The sequence below is a fragment of the Maribacter sp. 6B07 genome (assembly GCF_002700155.1).
In the GTDB taxonomy this organism is placed as follows: domain Bacteria; phylum Bacteroidota; class Bacteroidia; order Flavobacteriales; family Flavobacteriaceae; genus Maribacter; species Maribacter dokdonensis.
The window spans coordinates 1,200,228-1,224,645 of sequence record NZ_PDUT01000001.1 but is presented as its reverse complement, the minus strand read 5'-3'; the positions used below and the strand labels follow the sequence as shown (position 1 = coordinate 1,224,645).

At 38.3% G+C, this 24,418-nt stretch carries 13 protein-coding genes; 10 read left to right on the top strand and 3 right to left on the bottom strand.

The annotated features are described in order from the left end of the window. The first annotated feature begins 413 nt into the window (after window positions 1-413). From CSC80_RS05100 to CSC80_RS05090, 3 genes are read left to right on the top strand one after another with little or no spacing between them, the layout of a single operon-like run. Window positions 414-893: an acetyl-CoA carboxylase biotin carboxyl carrier protein subunit gene (locus CSC80_RS05100; RefSeq protein ID WP_099190247.1), complete on the top strand. Its 480-nt coding sequence runs from the start codon at window positions 414-416 to the stop codon at window positions 891-893. 46 nt (window positions 894-939) lie between these two features. After that, entirely contained in the window at window positions 940-2,412 is a 1,473-nt protein-coding gene (gene accC / locus CSC80_RS05095) for an acetyl-CoA carboxylase biotin carboxylase subunit (RefSeq protein WP_099190245.1), read from the top strand. Between the two features lie 28 nt (window positions 2,413-2,440). Further along, the gene (locus CSC80_RS05090; protein WP_099190243.1) at window positions 2,441-3,982 is read left to right on the top strand and encodes an acyl-CoA carboxylase subunit beta; all 1,542 of its coding nucleotides are present in this window, start codon (window positions 2,441-2,443) and stop codon (window positions 3,980-3,982) included. Between the two features lie 14 nt (window positions 3,983-3,996). Here the strand turns inward: CSC80_RS05090 and CSC80_RS05085 are convergent, their stop codons facing one another. After that, window positions 3,997-5,022, bottom strand: coding sequence for a LacI family DNA-binding transcriptional regulator (locus tag CSC80_RS05085; RefSeq protein WP_099190241.1), 1,026 nt, complete (start codon window positions 5,020-5,022; stop codon window positions 3,997-3,999). A gap of 194 nt (window positions 5,023-5,216) precedes the next feature. Here CSC80_RS05085 and CSC80_RS05080 point away from each other — a divergent pair, with 194 nt between their 5' ends. The 7 genes from CSC80_RS05080 (at window position 5,217) to CSC80_RS05050 (ending at window position 21,326) form a co-directional block, all read left to right on the top strand. Continuing rightward, on the top strand, window positions 5,217-7,892 hold the full coding sequence (locus CSC80_RS05080; RefSeq protein ID WP_099190239.1) for a TonB-dependent receptor: 2,676 nt from the start codon (window positions 5,217-5,219) through the stop codon (window positions 7,890-7,892). 177 nt (window positions 7,893-8,069) lie between these two features. Beyond that, window positions 8,070-9,383 carry a trehalase family glycosidase gene (locus CSC80_RS05075; protein ID WP_099190237.1) on the top strand — a complete coding sequence of 438 codons (1,314 nt, stop codon included), beginning with the start codon at window positions 8,070-8,072 and terminating at the stop codon, window positions 9,381-9,383. A 102-nt stretch (window positions 9,384-9,485) separates the two neighbouring features. Then, a complete protein-coding gene (locus tag CSC80_RS05070; RefSeq protein WP_074671275.1) occupies window positions 9,486-11,090 on the top strand; it encodes a sodium:solute symporter in 1,605 nt (534 codons plus the stop codon). A gap of 10 nt (window positions 11,091-11,100) precedes the next feature. After that, window positions 11,101-12,225, top strand: a complete 1,125-nt coding sequence (locus CSC80_RS05065; RefSeq protein ID WP_099190235.1) for a glycerate kinase — start codon at window positions 11,101-11,103, stop codon at window positions 12,223-12,225. Window positions 12,226-12,562: 337 nt separating this feature from the next. Further along, window positions 12,563-18,448, top strand: coding sequence for a gliding motility-associated C-terminal domain-containing protein (locus tag CSC80_RS05060; RefSeq protein WP_099190233.1), 5,886 nt, complete (start codon window positions 12,563-12,565; stop codon window positions 18,446-18,448). A gap of 3 nt (window positions 18,449-18,451) precedes the next feature. After that, complete coding sequence (locus CSC80_RS05055; protein WP_099190231.1) at window positions 18,452-19,402, top strand: type IX secretion system membrane protein PorP/SprF; 951 nt, start codon at window positions 18,452-18,454, stop codon at window positions 19,400-19,402. 10 nt (window positions 19,403-19,412) lie between these two features. Next, window positions 19,413-21,326 carry an OmpA family protein gene (locus CSC80_RS05050; protein ID WP_099190229.1) on the top strand — a complete coding sequence of 638 codons (1,914 nt, stop codon included), beginning with the start codon at window positions 19,413-19,415 and terminating at the stop codon, window positions 21,324-21,326. A gap of 4 nt (window positions 21,327-21,330) precedes the next feature. Here the strand turns inward: CSC80_RS05050 and CSC80_RS05045 are convergent, their stop codons facing one another. Next, a complete protein-coding gene (locus CSC80_RS05045) occupies window positions 21,331-23,109 on the bottom strand; it encodes a hypothetical protein (protein WP_099190227.1) in 1,779 nt (592 codons plus the stop codon). 9 nt (window positions 23,110-23,118) lie between these two features. Continuing rightward, window positions 23,119-24,417, bottom strand: a complete 1,299-nt coding sequence (locus tag CSC80_RS05040; protein ID WP_099190225.1) for a DUF4249 domain-containing protein — start codon at window positions 24,415-24,417, stop codon at window positions 23,119-23,121. Window position 24,418: the final 1 nt, after the last annotated feature.

Here is a 24,418-nt window from a genome sequence, read left to right as displayed (position 1 = left end):
GTATTACTTTTATATAAAATCAATGAAAATAAGGCATACAATTCGGATACCCATTAAGTTGGCGAGTTGACAAATAGTTGGAATTTAAGTAGTTACTCATCTTGGTTCGAGCCCAAGAGGGGGAGCAAAAAACGAAATCCAATCTAATTATTTAGGTTGGATTTTTTGTTTTTGGTCAATGTTTACGGTGCTTTGCTTCGTTCTGACCGAGACTTCTACTTTTTTAAATAAAATCAATTCTTCGCGAGATTATATGAGATTCAGTGTTCTATTCGGCATACCATTTTAAATTATAAGTATCCCCTGTTATTCAAATAATCAACGGAACAGGTCATTTCAATACGGCAAAATCCATCCCCAATCTTTTTCGATATCTTTGGTTTACTTAACTATTGTATTTATAAGATCCAAATATGTCAAATTACTTAATTACCGTAAACAAAGAAGAATTACAATGTAGCACTAGTGACGTAGATTCTTTAGATAGTATATTGGTCAATGAGAATACGCTACATGTTTTAGATAAGAATAGCGCTTTTGACGTAGAAATAATACATTCCAATTTTTTGAACAAGACCATTACCCTTTCCATCAACGGAAATATTTATGATGTTAAACTTGAAGATGAGTATGATCAGCAAATTAAAAAGATGGGATTGCTGGCGGTAACTACTCAAAAACTAAACGAGGTAAAAGCACCCATGCCCGGGTTAATTGTGGATGTTTTGGTAGAAGTAGGGCAGGAGGTTATAGAGGGTACTCCTTTACTGGTACTATCTGCTATGAAGATGGAGAATGTTATTCTGGCTCAGGGCGAAGGCGTAATAAAATCAGTTGAAGTTAAAAAAGATGATGCTGTTGAGAAAGGGCACTTAATTATTGAAATGGAATAGAAACAATCTTATAGCCACCATTGTATAAAAGGAAAATTAAGTTTTAATGAAAAAAATACTAATAGCCAACAGAGGTGAAATAGCATTACGGATAATGAAGACCGCTCAAAAAATGGGCATTAAAACCGTAGCTGTATATTCTGAAGTTGACCGTCATTCTCCACATGTGAAGTTTGCAGATGAGGCAGTTTTACTTGGTCCTGCCCCTTCATCAGAATCGTATCTTGTGATGGAAAAAGTAATTAACGCAGCAAAGGGTACAGGTGCAGATGGTATTCACCCTGGTTACGGATTTTTAAGTGAAAATGCGACTTTCGCACAAATGGTGGAGGACAACGGAATCACTTTTATTGGACCTAAACCTCATGCCATTAAAGTGATGGGGAATAAACTAGCGGCAAAAGAGGCTGTTCGCGATTATGATATTCCTATGGTTCCTGGTATTGAAGAAGCTATAACAGACGTGGCCTTAGCCGAAAAGGTGGCTAAAGAAATAGGATTTCCAATTTTAATTAAAGCTTCTGCTGGCGGTGGTGGTAAGGGAATGCGGGTGGTTGAAAAGTTAGAGGATTTACCAGAGCAGATGCAAAGGGCAATAAGTGAGGCACAAGCGGCATTTGGTGACGGATCGGTTTTTATTGAAAAATATGTAGGCTCGCCCAGACATATAGAAATTCAGGTTCTTGCCGATACCCATGGTAATATTGTACATCTATTTGAACGGGAATGTAGTGTTCAAAGAAGACATCAAAAAGTAGTGGAAGAAGCTCCTTCAGCTGTACTTACTCCAGAAATAAGAGATGCAATGGGAGAAGCCGCCATAAAAGTAGCTAGAGCTTGCGATTATGTAGGTGCTGGTACGGTAGAGTTTTTGTTGGATGAAAACAAGAATTTTTATTTCTTGGAAATGAACACCAGGTTGCAAGTAGAGCATCCTGTTTCTGAGTTGATATCTGGGGTCGACTTGGTAGGGCAACAAATCAAAGTAGCTCGTGGAGAAGCGTTGGCTTTTACTCAAGAAGATTTAAAAATAAACGGTCATGCGCTTGAAGTGCGGGTGTATGCAGAAGATCCCTTAACAGATTTTATGCCCAGTATAGGAACATTAACCACCTATAAAGTACCGGTAGGTGAGGGTATTCGTGTTGATGACGGTTTTGAAGAAGGTATGGAAGTGCCTATTTATTATGATCCCATGCTTTCCAAGTTGATTACCTATGGTAAAACCAGGGAAGAAGCTATCCAATTAATGATAAAGGCTATTGAAAATTATAAAGTAGAGGGTGTTGCCACAACCTTGTCTTTTGGAAAGTTTGTCTGTGAACATGAAGCCTTTACTTCAGGTAATTTTGATACCCATTTTGTTAAAAACTACTATTCGCCAGAACATTTAGAAATGCAATATGCCGAAGAAAGAAGAATAGCGGCCTTGGTAGCATTGAAATTGTATAAGGAAAATGAAAAGGTTTTAAAGGTTCCGTCCAAAAATTCTTCTAATTGGCAGAAGAGTAGAGTGTAGAATTGCAAATAAGATTTGAACGAGTAGCATGAAAGATAATAAAGAGATTTTAGCGGAAAAACTGGCATTGTCCAAATTGGGTGGAGGTCAAGCACGTATTGATAAACAGCATGCCAAAGGAAAGTTAACTGCTCATGAAAGAATACATTTTTTATTGGATGAAGGTTCATTTGAAGAGATGGGTGCCTTGGTTACCCACCGTACCAAAGACTTTGGTATGGAAAAACAAGTTTTTTATGGGGACGGAGTAGTCACTGGATATGGTACGATCAACGGAAGACAAGTTTGCGTCTTTGCTCAGGACTTTACCGTTTTTGGTGGTGCCTTGTCTGAAACACATGCCGAAAAAATCTGTAAGATTATGGATATGGCCATGAAAATAGGTGTTCCACTGATCGGTCTTAATGATAGTGGCGGTGCCCGTATTCAAGAAGGTGTACGATCCTTAGGTGGTTATGCGGATATTTTTCATAAGAACGTAATGGCATCGGGAGTAATTCCCCAAATTTCGGCTATTATGGGGCCTTGTGCCGGTGGTGCGGTATATTCGCCAGCAATGACCGATTTTACCTTAATGGTAGAAAACTCTAGCTACATGTTCGTCACTGGTCCTAATGTGGTAAAAACGGTAACCAATGAAGAAGTGACATCAGAAGAACTTGGTGGCGCATCGGCACATGCCACTAAATCTGGTGTTACACATTTAACGGCTGCTAATGATATTCAATGTATAGAACAAATTAAGCAGATAATCGGGTATATGCCTCAAAACTGTGAAGATAAACCAGCAGATGTTCCCTATACACTTGGTAATGAGGTACGTGATGTATTGGAAGATATTATTCCTGAGAATGCAAATCAGCCCTATGATATGCGCCATGTCATCAATGGTATTGTTGATGAGGATACCTTCTTTGAAATACATAAGGCCTATGCAGATAATATTGTTGTAGGGTTCGCTAGGTTGGCAGGCAAAAGTATTGGTATTGTTGCCAATCAACCTATTAGTTTGGCAGGGGTGTTAGACGTTGATAGCTCTAAAAAGGCTGCGCGCTTCACTCGTTTTTGCGATTGTTTCAATATTCCGCTTTTAGTATTGGTAGACGTTCCTGGGTTTTTACCGGGCACTGATCAAGAATGGAACGGTATTATCACAAACGGTGCAAAATTACTGTATGCCCTAAGTGAAGCAACGGTACCTAAAGTAACCGTAATTACTAGAAAAGCATACGGCGGTGCGTATGATGTTATGAACTCCAAACATATTGGTGCCGATCTAAATTATGCGTGGCCTGGAGCGGAAATTGCCGTTATGGGAGCCAAAGGTGCAAGTGAGATCATTTTTAGGAAGGAAATAAACGCTGCTGATGACCCAGAAGCAAAATTAGCGGAAAAGGAGGCGGAATATGCAAAATTATTTGCCAACCCCTATAGTGCTGCACAAAGAGGATTTATAGATGAGGTTGTTCTTCCTAAAGACACCAGGAGGAAACTCATAAAAGCCTATACCTTGCTTGAAAATAAAGTAGCGGTTTTGCCAAAGAAAAAACATGGTAATATTCCGTTATAACAAGTGGTTTTATTTTAAGCTTTTAGTGAAGAATCCCTAACGATCAAACTGGTCTTTATCTCAACAGTTTTAGTATGTACTTCGTTGGGTTGACTTTCTATTTCTTGAATTAGAAACCGAACTGCTGTTCTACCGATCTTGTCGCCAGGTTGGTCAACAGTGGTCAAAGCCGGACTGATGATGGTTGAGTTGATAGAGTTGCTAAAACCTACTACGGCAATTTCATCGGGTATTTTGATCTTAAATTTATGTAATGCCTTTATAGCACCAATTGCAGCATTATCGGTAATGGCAAAAATGGCATCTGGACGTTTTTTCATACTAATGAGAATATTGGCCAACCGCCTTCCATTGCCTAATGAAATATCTTCTGTGCTTAAAATCAACTTGTCCCGTACGGGTATTTTATATTGGTTTAAAGCACGCAAATAGCCGGCAAATCTCTTTTCTGAGTTGTATGAGTTTTCAGTTTCTTTAATAATGGCTATTCGTTTCTTACCGAGTTCAATTAAATGTTCAACAGCGTTAAAAGCAGCTTCTTCTTCATTGATAACTACTTGGGTGCAAGGTATTTTACTTGATACTTTGTCAAATAATACAATAGGTATTCTATTTAAAACCTTTAATAATTCTTCTACATCTTTTGTCTTTCTGGCCAATGACATTAGTACTCCGTCAACTCCAAACTGTGTCATGGTGTTTAACATTTCTACTTGTTTGGCGTCGTCATTATTAGATTCTGAGATAATTACTCTGTACCCACTTAATTCAGCTTCCTCAATAATACCTTTTATAATGGTAGAAGTAAATAGGTGCGAGATGTTAGGTACTATAACACCTAGTATGTGTGTTTCTCTTGAACGAAAGCCTCTGGCAAATAAATTAGGTACATAATTCATTTGCTTGGCTAGTTTTTTGACTCTCTCTTTGGTCGCAAGACTAATATCTGGGTGATCGTTCAGCGCCCTTGAAACTGTTGAAATTGATAAACTCAGTTCTTTAGAAAGTTCTTTTAATGTGGTATTTCTTTTTTTGCTCATGATTGAAAATGAGTAAATTATATGGAATTCAAAAGAATAACAATATTACAAATTAAATTGCAAACGTTTGCGCAAACGTTTGCATTGGTAATTCGTTAATTTTTGGTTAATAGAATGCTGTATTCATATAATTTGGCTTCATAATCAACGATTTGATAATTTAAATCGACTCAACTTATAAAAACTCAAACATTATGAAGAAAATTATTTTTGCGGTAATCGGACTTCTTATCAGTGCAAGCTCCTTTGCACAGACCGATATTTCTGGAACCGTAACGGACAATTTAGGAGACCCTATTCCCGGTGCAAATATTTTAATAGTAGGTAGCACTTCGGGTACAACATCAGATTTTGATGGTAATTTTTCTTTTTCAACAGACCTTACAGGTGAGCAGATATTACGTATATCATATATCGGTTTTACTTCGGTAGATAAATCTTTGACCTTAAATGGTACTACACAAACGGTAAATGTAGTGCTTCAAGAAGGTGGTCAGTTATTAGATGAGGTAGTTTTAACCGCATCAAGTACATTTCGTTCTCAAAAACAGGCTCCTTTATCTATCAGTTCTGTAAAAATGAAAGAAATAACTAAGCTATCTGCTAACAGTCAGGCAGATATTCTTAGAAGTGTCCCAGGTATTACCGCTGAAGGTGGTGGTGGTGAAACGGCAAGTAATATATTCGTTAGAGGTTTGCCTTCCGGTGGTCAGTATGTTTTTAACCCGTTACAATATGACGGAATGCCTTTAATTAGTTCTTTCGGACTAAATTCTTCTGCGCATGATGTCTATGCAAGACCAGATATAGGTTTTAAAGGTGTTGAATTTGTTCGTGGTGGTGCAGCTGTATTATATGGTGCAGGTTCTGTTGCCGGTATTATTAACTACACAAGTAAAACTGGCGATACAAACCCTGGTAACATTATTAATATTGAAGTGGCCAACCAAGGTAGAATAAAAACGGACTTCTATTCCGGTGGTCAACTAGGTGGTGAAGATTCTAACACGTATTACGCTTTTACTGGTTTTGTTCGTCATGATAGAGGTCCTATAGATGTTGGTCTTCCAACAAAAGGTGTTCAGTTTAGAGGTAATATTAAAAAGAAATTCGATAACGGTTCTTTTACGTTAAGCGGACAGTTTATTGACGACAAAGCTCAATTTTACCTTCCAATTCCATTAAGTGGTGGTAGTAGAGAACGTATAAACGGTAATGATGGTGACCCGGTTGAGCAATTGTTATCCGGTGATTTGGCAAATACCTCGTTCAACACACCAGGTGGAACCTATAATAGTCCTATTTCAGATGGTGTTGCTACTTCTGGTGGTTACCTTATGGGTGATTTCAATTACAGATTTGAAGACGACCTTAAATTGACCTCCAAAATTAAATATGCAAATTACAAGCACAACTTTGCCCTGTATGTAGGAGGAAATGGAACAAACGGAAACCCGATAACATTAGATAATTATGTAGAAAGTATCGCTCCTGGTAATTTAGGATATACTGCTGCTTACCAAAGTGGGTCAGGTGCTCAAATTAACGGTAACGACTTGGTAATCGATAATTTACATGTGGATCGTTTACGTCCAATGACAGATTATTCTGGTGAGATCAACCTTACTAAATCTATTGAAACAGCAAATGGTGGTAACCATAACATAACCGTAGGTTCTTATATAGCCCGTACAGAAGCAGAAGATGTAAATTATCAATATAGAGTGTTGACAGAGTTCAATAATAACCCTCAATTGGTAAACTTAAATTATACCGATGCCAGTGGAAATAATGTAGTGTATTCTCAAGGCGGTTTATATAACCGTATTGGTCAAACTGCCAATAACTTTCTTTCTCAAAATAGATTAGCATTATATGTTACCGATGAGATGATTTTAGAAAGATGGCGTTTTGATGTTGGTTTTAGATGGGAACATACAGATGGTATCAATAGCCGTGGTGGTATTATGAGCGAAACGGTATATGCTGATCCGGAACTTACTGCTGAGTTAAGTGACGTGCAAACTGCAGATGGTACGTTCTTAAGAACAGAAGTAAATGCAAATGCTTGGGCGCTATCACTTGCAGGTCTTTATGAGTTAACCGAAACTACCAATCTATACGCAAACTTTTCTAAAGGATACTTTTTTCCACAACTAAGAGGTTTTGCTCCGGTAGCAGGTATTTCTGAAAGTCCGTACGATGCTGAGAACATTATTCAGTTTGAAGCTGGTGCCAAATTCGGAAACCAAAAATTCTCTGGTTCGGTGGCAGGGTATTACGTAGGTCTTAAAGATCGTATTTCCATTAGGCAGGCAATTGTTGGTGGTCAATTAATAGATGAAACAAGAGCTGAGCAAAACACAAGAACCATAGGTATAGAGGCAACTTGGGATTATAGCCTTGCACAATATCTAAATCTACGTGGTAATGCAACTTACCAAAACCATGAGATTACAAAAAATACGGATTTTGATTTGGTAAACGGTACATCTACAGAAGCTAACGTTGGTAATGAATTGGCCAGACAGCCAAACTTGTTGGGTGGATTGGGACTGTATTATGACAATGCCGTTTTCGATGCCAATTTCGGTTTCAACTACACAGGGTCAAAATTCACCGATGATACCAATAATATAGAATTAGATGCCATAACCATTGGTAGGTTAGGTGCCGGTTACACATTCTCAAAAGAGGATAACAATAATTCGGTTCGTTTGGGGGTATCGGTCTTTAATTTATTTGATAGTGACGGAATTACGGAAGGGAATCCAAGAGCAGGTTCAGCAGGTCAAACAGAATCACAATTCTTTGTAGGTAGACCAATTTTACCTAGAAGATTGTTTGTAACGGCTACTTTCAATTTCTAAAAATTTGTGTTGTTAGTTTAAGTTTAATTGATGAGCACATTGGCGATAATAGGAGTTGCCAATGTGTTTTTTACTCGATAATCGAGATTTATTTGCTCTGACGCTTGCGTCAACATAATAATTGTGTTTTTAATTCAAAGCCTAGTGGGCTAGTCCCAAGGTGATTTACAAGATAATATGAAGAAAGAATTATATAAGAAGGCTATTGCAATCTTGGATGCAAATTTTCAAGAAGGTGGATTTACAATACCTAGTGCAGGGCTGTATCCTTTTCAATGGAAGTGGGATTCAGGTTTTATAGCTATCGGTTTTGCTCATTATGACGTAGAAAAAGCCAAAACCGAAATGCGAACCTTGCTTGATGCACAGTGGGAAAACGGATTTATACCACATATTGTTTTTCATACGGAGAATGATTCCTATTTCCCTGGGGCAGATTTTCATCAATCTGAATTGCATCCTTTATCATCAAAAAAATATAGGTCTACTGGTATGACACAACCACCGGTTTCTGGTTTTGTGTTACAAGAAATGTATCGTATTGCAGAAGATAAGGATGATATGTTGCACTTTATCAAAGAAGAGATCGATAAGGTTTTTAACAATCACGTGTATTTCTACAAAAATAGAGACCCAAAAGATGAAGGGTTGGTCTACATTTATCACAACTGGGAATCTGGTACGGACAACTCCCCAGTATGGGATGATATCTGGAAAACGATGGATCCGCCGGAATATACATTTGTTAGAAAAGATACTACACATGTAGATGCTTCCCAGCGCCCTACTAAAAGGGAGTATGATCATTATCTGCACCTTATCGATATTGCCAAACAGCACAATTATGATGATACTAAAATTGCCGAGTTATCCCCCTTTTTGGTTCAAGATCCATTGTTCAATGCAATGCTTATAAAATCTAATCAGGCGTTAATTGAATTATATGAATTGATCGGGGGTCATGAAGATAAAATTGCAACGCTATCTCAATGGCAATCAAAAAGTATTAAAAGTTTCAATGATAAGTTGTTCGATGCGGCATTAGGGGCATATGTACATTATGATTTAAGAAACGAAGAACCTATTCGTCACATTACCTCATCGTCTTTTTCACCTTTGTTCGCACATATTCCATCTGAAGAAAGAGCTCAGGTTTTAGTGAAAACAATGATGGAGAAGTTCGGTGGAGAAGATAAATACCTATGTGCATCGTTTGATCCTACTGATGATCGTTTTAATCCTAGAAAATATTGGAGAGGTCCTGTGTGGATCAATATGAACTGGATGCTCTTTCGTGGGCTAAGAAGTAACGGTTACACAGATCTAGCAGAGCGAATTAAAATAGACAGTTTAGAACTGATAGAGCAATACGGTTTTTACGAATATTTTGACTGTAGACGAGATACCGGAGATAAAAATCAGACGGGATACGGCGGTAATAATTTCTCTTGGAGCGCCGCTTTATATATTGATATGGTGAATACCGATTAAAACTGATGTGTTATGAATTATATTGATTACTTTTTAATTGTATTCTACATATTCGGTATTGTTATGGTTGGCTTTTTAATTAAAAAAAATAGAAACTAAGGTATGAACTACGTTGACTATATCATTATTGTTGTTTATTTAGCAGGGTTTTTAGGTTTGGGCTTCATGTTCAAGGAAAACAACTCTGGTGGCGATTACTTTTTGGGTGGTCGTAAAACATCATGGCTACCATTAAGCTTATCGGCAATGGCAACCCAACTGTCTGCCATAAGTTTTATCTCGGCACCTGCTTTCGTCGGTTTAAAAGATGGTGGGGGTATGCAGTGGCTAACGTATGAGTTTGGTGTACCATTGGCAATGGCATTTTTGCTTATTGCGGTATTACCAACACTGTATAAATCAGGTATTGTTAGCGTATATGAATATTTAGAGAAAAGATTTGATTCTTCATCGCGTTTATTAATAAGTTTCGTTTTTCAAATAAGCAGGTCTGTAGCTACAGGGGTTATGGTATATACTATGGCCTTAATTTTACAGGCCACTATTGGATTGGATTTTTGGATTTCCATTTTAATTATCGGACTCATTACCATGGTCTACTCTTTTCAAGGTGGTATGAAAGCGGTGATATGGGGCGATGTCATTCAAATGAGTATCCTTTTTATTGGCATTATTATATGCTTGTACTTTGGTTTTAGTGAGCTTGGTGGAATAGATAATTTTCTTACCCATGTAGATACTGATAGAATTACAGCGGTAGATTTTAACAAATGGGGTTTTAACAATGCAGATGGTAATGATGAATTTGGATTTTGGCCCATGGTCATTGGTGGATTCTTTTTGTACGCTTCTTATTACGGTACCGATCAAACCCAATCGCAACGGTTGTTATCTTCAAGTAGCATGTCTAACCTTAAAAAACTGATGATGGCAAACGGATTATTGCGTTTTCCGTTTACATTGACCTATTGCATTATGGGGCTTGTGTTGGGTACGTTGCTGTTGCAAGATGTTAGTTTTCAAGAACAGATGGAAACCGTGTACCAAGCCAATATAACTTCATTACAAGGGAAAAAGGCAGATTTAATGGTGCCGGTCTTTATAATTAAGTATTTGCCAAATGGGGTAATCGGTATTTTGATCGTAGCTATCATGTCAGCAGCTATGTCTACCTTGAGTTCTACGGTAAACTCCTTATCTGCCGTAACTATGGAAGACTTCGTAAAAAGATTCAACCCTAATATGCCAGATAAAAAATACATGACCTATTCAAAGTTACTGTCTATTTTTTGGGGTCTGGTCTGTTTGTTTTTTGCATTTTTTGCAGGCAATATAGAAGGCACGGTCATAGAGGTCATCAATAAAATAAGTTCTGTTTTCTATGGTCCAATTTTGGCAGCTTTTATTTTAGCAATACTTACCAAGAAAACTCATGCTCTTGGTGCCAATATAGGTATAGTCGTTGGGGTATTGTTCAATGTTTACCTATGGCTATATGTGCCTCAGATTTTTTGGTTCTGGTGGAATGCACTGGGGTGCTTAGTAACCGTATTGGTAGCGCTTGGTGTTAGCTACACGGTTAAAAGAAGGGTAAATGAAGGGTTAAAGGTAGAATATTATTCTGGTAAAAAAGAAGTGGTAATATTGTTGGCCTACTTTGTAGCAATAGTTGCTTTTAGTGTTGCATTACCAAATATTTTGAATTAATCTTATAGTAATGAAATTTGTAATAGCACCAGATAAGTTTAAAGGCTCACTAACCGGTTTCGAATTTTGTGATGCCGTAGAGGAAGGACTCCTAATGGTGTTCAATGATGCCGAAATTTTGAAAAAGCCTTTAGCAGATGGCGGTGATGGTACCATGGAAGTCGCTAAACATTATATAAAAGGAGAAACGGTAACCATTACTGTAAACGATCCTCTTTTTAGACCTATAAATGCTTCTTATTTATATTCTGATGAAACAAAGATAGCCTACATTGAAATGGCTGAAGCATCAGGACTAAAATTGTTGAACGTAGATGAGTTTGACTGCATGGAAACGACAACATCTGGAACAGGCGAATTAATTTATGATGCGCTTGAAAAAGGAGCAACAGAAATTATTTTAGGTATTGGCGGCAGTGCTACCAATGACGGTGGTATGGGCATGGCAAATGCGTTGGGTTTTCGGTTTTTGGATGAAAAAGGACTGGAGTTATCCCCAATAGGAAAACATCTTTCAAAGGTGAAAACTATAGATGATTCCAACAAGCATCATAGGTTAGATGGGGTAAAAGTGAAAGTCGCATGTGATGTCACCAATCCTTTTTATGGGCTGCAAGGTGCTGCTTATATTTATGGGGCACAAAAAGGTGCTTCTGAAAATGAGATTATATTTCTAAATCAGGGTTTGTGCAACTTTGCAGAAATTATTAAGAATCGCTATGAAATCGATTTACAGAAAGTAAATGGCTCCGGTGCAGCAGGTGGTGTTGGTGGTGGCGCCCTTGTTTTTCTGAACGGAGAATTAATTTCTGGGAATAATTTGGTCAAGGAATTGGCAGATTTTGACAATGCTATTGAAGGAGCAGATTGGATCATTACCGGCGAAGGTCAGTTAGATGAGCAAACGCTTTCTGGCAAGACCATAGATGGGGTAGTAAAATCTGCCAAATCCAAGAATATACCCGTTGCCGCACTTTGTGGCTCGGTAAGTATTAGCGTTGCACAACAACAAAAATTCGGGTTAAATTATGTGGCATCGATTGTAAGAGGCATTTCTACTTTAAATCAAGCTATGGAGCAGAGTAGGGACAATCTTGTAAATGCCGCCTTTAATTTTGCAAGTCTATTAAAGTGAAAAGTTGATTATTAAATGGGATTGCTTCAACTAAGAATTACTTTAATGTGCATATAGATTTAACCGGAATTGGGTTATAGGTTTTCTATTAAACCGATCAATTTTCTTATGCTAAATTGCAAATTCAAACAACTGTAATCTTTTTACTACAAGTTCTGTAAAGTATAAAAATAGGGAAGAATGCCATTTGCAAGCCACAGCTATCTCTTGGTATACCTTTACTTTCGGTGTGTTGACAACAATTTATTTATAGGGCACTAGGCTACTGTTACCTTTAGTTTACGTACGAACTAATATCCATTCAAACTTGAAAAATATGGATGGATTATTTTAGCCAATGACCAAACTTATTACTTCATATTCTAACCTTAATTCTTTTTGGAAAAGACTAGCCGTTCTTTTTCTTTTGATACAGGGAATACAACCATTATACTCACAGCAGACAACTACTTGGACCCAACAACCCTTATCCGTCACTTGGGAATCTTTAAGTTCAGATGGTGCGGTAAGGGTAGAGGCAGTACCTTCATTAGGGGTATCTATCTTAGGTGAAGATACTATGGGTTGTACGTCAGATGCTACTTATGGAGACCCTACTCCTGATGTATTTGGAAGTCGTTCAATAGAAATTTCGTTAAACTCTATTTTACGTTTTGGTACTTTGCAATTCCGTTTTTTTGATGCGGCTACCGGTGATCCGGTATATGTTGTAAGTCCATTACTTCATGTGGATAGGGTGGGTACCTATGGTATTTTGCCTTTTCCTTTGCTTTCTGGTTCTAGTACGGGTGTTTTTACATCAACCAATGGAACATGGTCAAATGTTAGTCGCAATGGTCCTATTTTTGAATTTACTAACACCCAATTTAATGTAGATACAGGTTCGCTAATTAGTGGTAATGGTGGTGAATGTGGTAATGGGAACACTACAGGAACAGGAGGAGGAACAATGAAAATGGATGAAGCTGTTCAATCCATTAATATGGACGTTAACCTCGCTGGTAGTCTTTTAGGTTTAAACGAGGAAGTGGAGTTTGTACTTTCTAACTTAATTATTGCAGAACCTGAGATTGAAGTTACCAAAACTGTAATAAATAACTTTAGTTCTCCTGTAGAAGCTGGAGATTCAGTGGATTACACTATAAAAATTGAAAATACCGGTAACGTAAAAGTTACGAATGTTGATGTAACCGATACTTTTAAAGATGCTAGTGGAAATAGTATAGCATTAAGTACCCCGCCAAATTTCTTATCTTCTACAATGGGTTCTTTAGAAGGAACTCTTTTGCCAAATGAAGTGGCGACTTATACTGCTGGCCATGTATTGACTACAAACGAAATTAATGAAGGTGGAGTAATCAATCAGGTAAGTGTTTTTGCCGATAGTCCATACGGTCCAGATGATACAGATGACATTTCAGATGATGGTGATGATACAGATGGTAATTTACTTAATGATACTACAGATAGTTTTTTTCCTGTTCCTTTAAATGATGCCGCTACGGTAGAAAAGAATAATTCAGTTGATATTTTAGTAACCACTAATGATGATTTTGGAGGTAATGGTCCTAATTCAGGAGCTATATTTATTGTCAGTACCCCCACCAATGGTAGTGTTTCCTTAAACGAAAACGGTTCAGCGACCGACCCTCAAGATGATTACTTCTCTTATACACCAAGTACGGACTTTATAGGTGCCGACTCATTTATTTACGGAATAACAGATGCAATGGGTTATACACAATACGCGACAGTTAATATTACAGTGTATACTTGTCCAAATGCTGGTATCGACGGGATCCTGAACATTTGTTTAGGGGATTCTTTTGAGAATGCAGATCTTTTTGCGTCTTTAACAGGTGCTCCGGATACAGGTGGAACCTGGACTAATAATTTTGATGATACATTTACCTATACTTTAACTGCTGTTGCACCTTGTACGGTTAATGCTACTAGTATTGTAACAGTAATTGAGCATGACCCACCAAATGCCGGAGTCGATGGCACATTAAACATTTGTCAGAGTGCATCATTTTCGAATGCTGATCTGTTCGCCCAATTAACGGGTTCCCCGGATACCGGTGGAACGTGGACCGACAATGGCAATGGCACGCATACGTATACCGTAGCAGCGACAGCTCCATGTACAGTAGATGATGAAAGTATCGTAACGGTAACCGAGCAGGCACAACCAAATGCAGGCATTGACGGAACATTGAATATTTGCCAAGGCGATACATTCACGAATGCGGACTTGTTCGCGCAACTGACCGGTTCCCCGGATACGGGCGGAACATGGGTCGACAATGGCAATGGAACACATACGTATACTGTGGCAGCAACATCTCCTTGTACAAGTGATGACGAAAGCATCGTAACCGTATCCGAACAAGCGCAACCAAATGCAGGCATTGATGGTACATTGAACATTTGCCAAGGTGATACATTCACCAATGCGGATCTGTTCGCACAATTGACAGGTTCACCCGATACGGGTGGAACATGGACTGACAATGGCGATGGCAACCACACGTACACAGTGGCAGCAACTGCTCCCTGTACAATAGATGATGAAAGTATCGTAACCGTTGTAGAGCAGGCACAACCAAATGCAGGAAGTGATGGAACATTGAATATTTGTGAAGGCGCAACATTCACGAATGCGGATTTGTTCGCGCAACTGACCGGTTCCCCGGATACGGGCGGAACATGGGTCGACAATGGCAATGGTACTCATACGTATACCGTAGCAGCGACATCACCCTGTACAATAGATGACGAAAGTATCGTAACCGTTGTAGAGCAAGCTCAACCAAATGCCGGAGGTGATGGAACATTGAATATCTGTCAAGGAGCAACTTTTGACAATGATGATTTATTTGGTCAGCTTACAGGTAATCCAGATACGGGCGGAACATGGGTCAACAATAACGATGGCACGCATACGTATACCGTAGCAGCAACATCACCCTGTACAATAGATGATGAAAGTATCGTAAACGTTGTAGAGCAGGCACAACCAAATGCCGGAGGCGACGGAACATTGAATATTTGTGACGGAGAGACATTCACCAACGCAGACCTTTTTGCACAGTTAACGGGAAATCCAGACACTGGAGGAACATGGACTGACAATGGCGATGGAACTCACACGTACACGGTAACTGCAACTGCGCCATGTACAATTGACGATGAAAGCATCGTAACCGTAACCGAGCAGGCACAGCCAAATGCAGGAATCGATGGTACACTGAATATTTGTGTAGGCGATACTTTTGATAATAATGATTTGTTCGCGCAACTGACTGGCAATCCAGATACAGGTGGAACTTGGGTTGATAATGGCAATGGAACACATACGTATACAGTATCAGCAACATCACCTTGTACAGTAGATGATGAAAGTATCGTAACCGTTGTAGAGCAAGCTCAACCAAATGCCGGAGGTGATGGAACATTGAACATTTGTGACGGAGAGACATTCACCAATGCAGACTTGTTCGCACAGTTAACGGGAAATCCAGACACTGGAGGAACTTGGGTTGACAATGGCGATGGAACTCACACGTACACGGTAACTGCAACTGCGCCATGTACAATTGACGATGAAAGCATCGTAACCGTAACCGAGCAGGCACAGCCAAATGCAGGAATCGATGGAACATTGAATATTTGCGAAGGAGAAACATTCACGAATGCTGATCTGTTCGCACAGTTGACCGGTTCTCCGGATACAGGTGGAACATGGACCGACAACGGCAATGGCACGCATACGTATACCGTAGCAGCGACTGCTCCATGTACTGTAGATGATGAAAGCATCGTAACTGTAACCGAGCTGGCACAGCCAAATGCAGGAATCGATGGTACATTGAATATTTGTGAAGGCGAAACATTCACGAATGCAGACTTGTTCGCGCAACTGACCGGTTCACCTGATACAGGTGGAACTTGGGTTGATAATGGAGATGGTACCCATACGTATACAGTAGCAGCGACTGCTCCATGTGCAGTAGATGATGAAAGTATCGTAACCGTTGTAGAGCAAGTGCAACCAAATGCAGGAATCGATGGAACATTGAACATTTGTGAAGGAGAAACATTCACGAATGCGGATCTGTTCACACAACTGACCGGTTCTCCGGATACAGGTGGAACATGGACCGACAACGGCAATGGCACGCATACGTATACCGTAGCAGCGACTGCTCCATGTACTGTAGACGATGAAAGCATCGTAACCGTTACCGAGCAGGTACAACCAAATGCCGGGGGTGATGGAACATTGAACATTTGTGAAGGCGAAACATTCACCAATGCAGACTTGTTCGCACAATTAACTGGTTCACCGGATACTGGCGGAACATGGGGCGACAATGGCGATGGCACGCATACGTATACAGTAGCAGCAACATCACCTTGTACAACTGATGATGAAAGTATCGTAACGGTAACCGAGCAGGCACAACCAAATGCAGGCATTGACGGAACATTGAATATTTGCCAAGGCGATACATTCACGAATGCGGACTTGTTCGCACAACTGACCGGTTCTCCGGATACGGGTGGAACGTGGACGGATAATGGCGACGGAACTCACACGTATACAGTAGCAACGACTGCTCCATGTACTGTAGACGATGAAAGTTTTGTAACCGTTACCGAGCAGGTACAACCAAATGCCGGGGGTGATGGAACATTGAATATTTGCGAAGGCGCAACATTCACCAATGCTGATCTGTTCGCACAATTAACTGGTTCACCCGATACCGGTGGAACATGGATTGACAATGGCGATGGTACTCATACGTATACTGTGGCAGCAACATCACCTTGTACAACCGATGATGAAAGTATCGTAACCGTTGTAGAACAAGCGCAACCAAATGCAGGCATTGATGGGACATTAAATTTTTGCGAAGGTGATACGATTACCAATACAGCCCTATTTGCTCAATTAAGCGGATCTCCTGATACTGGTGGTTCGTGGACCGATAATGGTAACAACACATTTACATATACCGTAGCCTCCATACTGCCTTGCTCTATTAACGATACAAGTATGGTTACTGTGGTATTTGATCAAACCGATAGCAATGGTAATGGTGTAGTAGATTGTCAAGAAACAATTATAGTACTTCCGGTAATTACAATAGATGATATAACCTCAGATAACATTGTCAACGAAAATGAATCTCAAGGTCAGATTAATGTAACGGGAAGGGTTACAGGTGATTTTTCTGAAGGTGATCTAGTAACCTTGACCATTCATAATAATAATTATACTGGTCCTGTAGATGCAAACGGGTTTTTTAATATCTCGGTTGCTGGTTCAGATTTAGTGGAGGACAATGATTTAAGTATTCTAGGTACGGTCACCACGATAACTATAGATGGCAATACAGGTTCATCGTCAGTACAACATCCGTATACCATTGATATAGATCCACCTTTGGTCGATAGTTTTGAAACAATGGACACATACCCCATTTTACTTGGTTTAGGGAGTCCGAATGAGATATTGAATATTACGGTTGAGGTTGGTGATACAGGCTTGTTATTACTGTATGTAATCAATACAGATATCAATGGTATTTGGGAAATTCATACAGAAACGTATCAAGCAGAAAATGGAACTTTCCCTATAGTCAATCCCGAATTGACTTTGTTGATTACTGCTGAAGATATAGCAGGAAATATAGGTAAAGGTGAGGTCTTGATCATTTTTGATAATGAACCACTTAATAATGATATTGATAACGATGGTTTATCAAATGATGAAGAACTGACTTTAGGTACTGACCCTAATAATCCGGATACGGATGGAGACGGTATCATGGATGGGCAAGAAACTATGGATGGTACCGATCCTTTAGATCCTTGTGATTCTTTAGGGGGTACACCACCATCTGGAAGTAATTGTGAAATCTATATAGAACTTGATCTTGTAAAACCGGGAGATTCTATGAATGGTAGCTTTGAGATTATCAATATTGAGAGGTTTCCAGAAAATTCGGTTAAAATCTATAATAGATATGGTGTTTTGGTATGGGAAGTAGAAGGTTATGAAAATGGCCCCAATGCTTTTAGTGGTCTGTCTGACGGTAGAATCACCATTAACAGAAATGAGAAATTACCTTCTGGTACCTATTATTATGATATATACTATACAGCAAGGGGGGAACAAAAAATATTAACCGGTTATCTGTACGTAATTAGATAAAAGATGAAGAAAATCTATCAAATAATCTTTTTGATATTTACCATGGTTTTAGGTGGTCAATATCTTATGTTCGGTCAGCAAGATGCCCAGTATACACAGTATATGTACAATACATTCTCGGTTAACCCGGCGTATGCAGGATCTAGAGAGGTATTAAGTATATCTGCATTGCACAGGTCACAATGGGTAGGTAGAGATGGTGCTCCTAATACACAAACATTAAGTGTACATGGACCTTCTTCTGACAAAGTGGGGCTTGGTCTATCTATTGTTCATGATGAAATAGGGAACAACACCAATCAAAATACATATATTGACGCTGCTTTTTCGTATACATTGAAGACCTCTAACAATAACAAATTGTCATTTGGGTTAAAGGCTGGCGGACACTTATTAAATTTAGATTTTAACAATCTTAGAAATTTTAGTGCCGGTGGTACTGCCATTACCGATAGTGGTCTTTATAAAAAATTTACTCCCAATTTTGGAGCAGGTCTGTACTACCATAACGATCAATTCTATGCAGGTTTGTCCATACCTAATTTTTTGCAGACAGAGCATTTTGATAGCGCTGATGGTAATGATAACCTTGTATCTGTAGATAGAATGACCTGGTATTTAATATCAGGGTATGTTTTTGAAATGTCATCGGCTTTAAAATTTAAACCTGCTTTTCTATTAAAAGCAACATCGGGTGCACCGTTACAAGCGGATATTTCGGCTAATTTTTTGTTGAACGATAAATTTTCAATGGGTGCCGCCTATAGATGGGATGCCGCGTTGAGTGCGTTGTTCGGATTTCAAATGACACCGGAATTTATGCTGGGGCTGGCTTATGATAGTGATATATCTGAACTGGGAGGCACCAAGTTTAACAATGGTTCTTTTGAGGTGTTTCTTAGATATGAGTTCATTAAAAAAGATAAAATTGATTTGACCCCTAGATTCTTTTAAATAACCGATAATGAAAGTTAAAACATATATAGTTCTCTTTTCGTTGCTTTTTATTGCTAGCCTGTGTTACGCACAGCGAGACAATAAAAGTTCAGGTACTGATAATTTTGAGCATTATGGGTATATGGGCAAAGAATCTACCTATGAAGAGTTGAGTAAAAAAGGCATGTCAAATGAAGATATATGTAAAAACTTGGGTAATGAAGCTTATTTAAGGGCAAAGTATGATGAAGCTAGTTATTGGTATGCAAAATTGTTAGAGATCAATAGCTCAACAATCGATCCTGATTACATGTACAGATATGCACAATCTTTAAAATCGATCAATAATTACAAAGATTCCGAGGTTTGGATGAGAAAGTTCAAAAAAGCAAAAAAGAATGATGTAAGAGCTTTAAAGTATGATATAGGTGTAGGCTATTTTGATGAATTAATGACCGCTTCAAATGAGTATACCATTGAGAATTTGACCTCGGTCAATTCAAAAGAATCAGATTTTGCTCCTTCGTTCCATAAAGATTTTATCGTGTTTTCTACTGCTAGGGATTTAGAAACCACTTCGCGTAGTGCCACACCTTATTTGAATTTATATAAAACAACACGTCCGGAACAAGGCGAATATAGTACGGCAACTCATTTTTCAGATGAGTTGAAATCGGTAGCTAATGAATCTTCTACCAGCTTTTCCCAAGATGGTAACACCATGTATTTTACAAGGAATAATTATAAAAAAGGATCTTTTAATAGAGACAAAAAAGGGATCAGCAGATTAAAAATTTATAGAAGTACGTTCAAGGATGGCAAATGGGGGAATATAGAAGATTTGCCCTTTAACAGTGATTTGTATTCTGTTGCGCATCCGGCATTGAATAAGAAAGGTGATAAATTGTATTTTTCTTCTGATATGCCCGGAACTCTAGGGGCATCGGACATTTTTGTAGTGGATATTCATACTGATGGAAGTTTTGGAACACCGGTAAATTTAGGTTCCAAAATCAATACCGAGAGCAAAGAGACTTTTCCGTTTATTACAGCATCGGACGTTTTATATTTTGCTTCTGACGGACATCCTGGTTTGGGAGGACTGGATATTTTTTCTATCGATTTGGCAAATCAAGGTGCGGTCAAGAATTTAGGAAATCCAGTTAATAGTGCTAATGATGATTTTTCAATGATATTTGATGAAACGACCAATTCAGGTTTTTTTGCATCGGATCGAAACGGAGGATTAGGTGCAGATGATATTTACGCTCTTAAGACAATTGATTGTATGGTGACCATTACAGGTATCGCGGTCGATAAAGACTCGGACAAACCATTACCGTTTGCAACCGTACACGGAAAAAATAATTTTGGAGGAAATATAGGGGAAGCCACTACCAATGCTCAGGGTAAATATACTTTAGAGATACCTTGCCAAGAAAGTCAATATACCATTATTGCCAATCTAGAGGGCTATGAAGAAGGTTCGTTGTTCATGTTCACTACACCAGATGAAAAGAGTATAACAAATGCCCGTGTGGTATTGGAAGAAAGTAGTAAAGTGGCGGTAATTGGGGCAGATTTAGTAAAGGTGTTAAAGCTAGCACCAATTTATTTTGATTTAAACAGTTCTTATTTACGTGATGATGCTTTTTCTAATTTGGACAAGGTAGTTGCATACATGAAAAAAAGACCGGAAGTCAAGGTAGAAGTGGGTTCACATACAGATAGTAGGGAAGAGGATAACTATAATCTTTGGCTTTCTGATCGTAGGGCAAAAAGAACAGTGGAGTACATAATAGCTGCAGGTATAGAGCCTGAACGAATATCCGGTAAAGGTTATGGGGAAACCCAATTGATAAACAAATGCGCAAACGGAATCATTTGTTCAGACAGAGACCATCAGTTAAATAGACGCTCAGAATTTATATTGATCGAATAGTTCCTTAGTTTAAATTCTTGGTAGTAACTTCTATTTCCTTTACCACATGTAATGGTTTGCCATATGAAGTAAAACCGTTTAAGATAATTTCAAAAGTGCCTTCAAGATCAGATGTATAGAACTCATAATTATAATCTGATTCGGTAATGTTTACATTTGGTTTCCAAAATAACATTCTTCTATAATCTGGAATCCTTTCAAAAGAATTATTTTCAGGAGTATAAGATTGTACAAAGTAGTTCTTTTTTGGTACGGGCTGTTCAAACGGTACAACTAAACTATTTTTAGCATTATAAATTTCCAAAAAATCACCTTCAAAAGTTTCTATGGAAAGTATCCCTTGATATTCTTTTTGACCTAAACGAAATTGATCCCTTGTTAAACTAATTTTTTCAATATTTCGAGCATCGTATGATCTTATTTGTTCATGATGAGGTATAAATACACCATCTATTAAAACTATAGCTGGGAAGTCGTTATATTCTTCGTCATAGGACTTAAAATCTTGTCCAATCCTTATATACGCATCACTAGTATTCGCTTTTCTAAATCCTGCAAACTTTACAACTTCTACCAAGGTTTCCTCAAGTGTTTTAAAACGTGTATAATCATCTAAAACAATAACTTGTGGTATGCCGCCATTAAAAATATCTATAGGGTTGCTCTGTATAATGGAATCAGGTTTTGAACTAAAAAATTGATTCTCTATCTGGTTCAAAACACTTCTATTCTTAATATATTCTGCTTGTGCTTTTGATAAACTGAAATTTGAGAATGTCAGGTTACTAAGGTCAATATGACTTGGGGTACCTTTTTCTATGGCATACATTTCATTTTGGTCTTCAACCTGTATTACTGCCATTGGATCTTTACGGTCCTTGCGTATATAAGAATAGAAATTTCCGCTTTGGTCGGTTTTTGAGAATTTTAATAATGATTCTTTTCCAGGTATTGAAATAACAACAGGAAGGTTTTTTGTGGGTATTCCCGTTTCAGCATTTTTCACCGTTCCGTATATAAGTTCTCCACGTTGTTCAGGTAAAAATATACTATCGCCAATGGATTGTTTTATCTCTTTATCAGCATTGAAATAGGCATTTCCATACATAACTGAATTTAGTGTAGATGGCATATCTATTTCTTCTTTCCTTTTCACTTTTACGGTATATGAACCATGCCCTAGAACTCCTTTATAGTTTTTAATGGATAGGTGTACTTTTTCCCGTGGTAAAAAAGAAGCTTTTTGGGTTTTCATAATAATGATAGACGAGTCTGAAACCGATACATTATCCACGGAATTAGGTGAAGTTACCGGCGTGGTTGAATTCAATAGCGCAGATTGGTCAGCTAAATATGGGTTGATAATGATGATATCGTCTTTAAAAACTTGTGATAGACCAGAGTTTTTCATCCATTGGGTATAGCCTAAAAGTTTATATCTGCCAGAAGGTATATTAGTCGTAATGAAAAAGTCGCCATAACCATGGCCTTTATCCAACTTTATCTTATGTTCAAAAATGAATTCCTTAGCTTCATTTACCAATGCTACATAACCTATGGTACTCACATTGGTGGGTTTATTGGTTTGTGCATTAAAGCAGTGTATAGCATAATACAGGTATTCCCCGGAAAACGATAATGATCCATTATGATCTACATATGCTTTTTCTTGTGGCACCTTTTTAAGATTCAATAGATCGGAACCATCTTTGATGACATATTGGGTGTGACCTATGTATGTTGTCAAGAGTGCAATAATGGCAAATATTTGATTTGTTTTCATAATCGGTGTTTATTCTACCCAAAAATCTGGTTGTATATTACTGCCTAAAACGGTACAATCTCCACAAACTTTGGGGACAAAGATGTGGGGACCGTCACATTGACCGTCATTGAAATTAGGCTTCACATAACTTATTAAATCTAGGTCTACTTGTTGAATTATAGATTGTGGGCACGGGTTAGGCCCTCTCATTCCACTAAAACAAAAAGATACGTGAGACTCTGGGGCGGTCAGTTCATTACAGTTAAAAGGGTATGGTGGTAATTCTTCATTAGGATAAAAATCTGTGTAATTGAAAAACAGCCTACTTTTTGAAACCGAAACCACATCAAAGAAACCAATGACAGTACCTTGTCTACCATCTTCCGAGGATAAATTACCTTCTAAAAAACCTGGTTGTATTTGTGAAAAAACATTACCGGTTTGGCTAAAATTGTTCAGTTGGTCATAAAAACTGTACGATGTAGAACCAGAAACTAACTGAGATACCTCAATACTGTATCTATGGCTAATTATGAAATTCTCTTCATCTAAAAACCTGACCATGAATTTTTGAGCGTCGGTATTGATACTGCTCTGTTGAGTTTGAATTATAGTATTGGAAAGATTGTTACCATAGCATACTTGTTGCTCCTCTTCCCGTTCAACAATTTCTAGGTCATAGGTTACTTCGGGCAACGCACAAGGGTCATAATTGGTTAATTTAAATTCGTTGGGAGACCAATTTGGGGCTATGATCTTATATGTTTCATCATAAGTATAGCGTAAGTTTTGTACGCTACCTGTTTCAATTGTATTATCTACAAAAATGCCAATGCCCTCGGCACCGGACTCACTAGTTGTTTTTTCGGCATATATATTTGAAATACTTGCCAAGCCCTCTATTTCCATATCGGTAGAAGTATACTTTTTTCCATCTGATGTAACAATGTTCAGCTGATAAGAGCTACCCATTTCTGCGGCAAACTGAATATCCGATTCATAAATTCCCGGGCTAGATTCATTAAAGGAATATGTAGTGCCATTACTGTTTTCAATGGAAACTGTAGCATTGGTTTCATAACGTACCAAGTCTCTATTAATATCTCTAATGGGTGTGTAAGGGTTGTAAACGGAATCAATACCTAGGTCTACCAACGTATCCATTCTGCTCAATGCTACGGTATGGTTTTTTAGTTCATTGGTAAGAGTGGCCTCTACGATCAATATTTTAAGCACTTCGTCATCTGCTTCTATTCCTAAATCAACTTCTTCAATACAATTGATGAATAACAGAAGCGGTAATATTATTAAAGTAATTTTTCTCATC

Bases quoted from the DNA above. Each gene is read 5' to 3' on its own strand.
- CSC80_RS05100 (WP_099190247.1), top strand. From the start codon at position 414: ATGTCAAATTACTTAATTACCGTAAACAAAGAAGAATTACAATGTAGC.
- accC (WP_099190245.1), top strand. From the start codon at position 940: ATGAAAAAAATACTAATAGCCAACAGAGGTGAAATAGCATTACGGATA.
- CSC80_RS05090 (WP_099190243.1), top strand. From the start codon at position 2,441: ATGAAAGATAATAAAGAGATTTTAGCGGAAAAACTGGCATTGTCCAAA.
- CSC80_RS05085 (WP_099190241.1), bottom strand. From the start codon at position 5,022: ATGAGCAAAAAAAGAAATACCACATTAAAAGAACTTTCTAAAGAACTG.
- CSC80_RS05080 (WP_099190239.1), top strand. From the start codon at position 5,217: ATGAAGAAAATTATTTTTGCGGTAATCGGACTTCTTATCAGTGCAAGC.
- CSC80_RS05075 (WP_099190237.1), top strand. From the start codon at position 8,070: ATGAAGAAAGAATTATATAAGAAGGCTATTGCAATCTTGGATGCAAAT.
- CSC80_RS05070 (WP_074671275.1), top strand. From the start codon at position 9,486: ATGAACTACGTTGACTATATCATTATTGTTGTTTATTTAGCAGGGTTT.
- CSC80_RS05065 (WP_099190235.1), top strand. From the start codon at position 11,101: ATGAAATTTGTAATAGCACCAGATAAGTTTAAAGGCTCACTAACCGGT.
- CSC80_RS05060 (WP_099190233.1), top strand. From the start codon at position 12,563: ATGACCAAACTTATTACTTCATATTCTAACCTTAATTCTTTTTGGAAA.
- CSC80_RS05055 (WP_099190231.1), top strand. From the start codon at position 18,452: ATGAAGAAAATCTATCAAATAATCTTTTTGATATTTACCATGGTTTTA.
- CSC80_RS05050 (WP_099190229.1), top strand. From the start codon at position 19,413: ATGAAAGTTAAAACATATATAGTTCTCTTTTCGTTGCTTTTTATTGCT.
- CSC80_RS05045 (WP_099190227.1), bottom strand. From the start codon at position 23,109: ATGAAAACAAATCAAATATTTGCCATTATTGCACTCTTGACAACATAC.
- CSC80_RS05040 (WP_099190225.1), bottom strand. From the start codon at position 24,417: ATGAGAAAAATTACTTTAATAATATTACCGCTTCTGTTATTCATCAAT.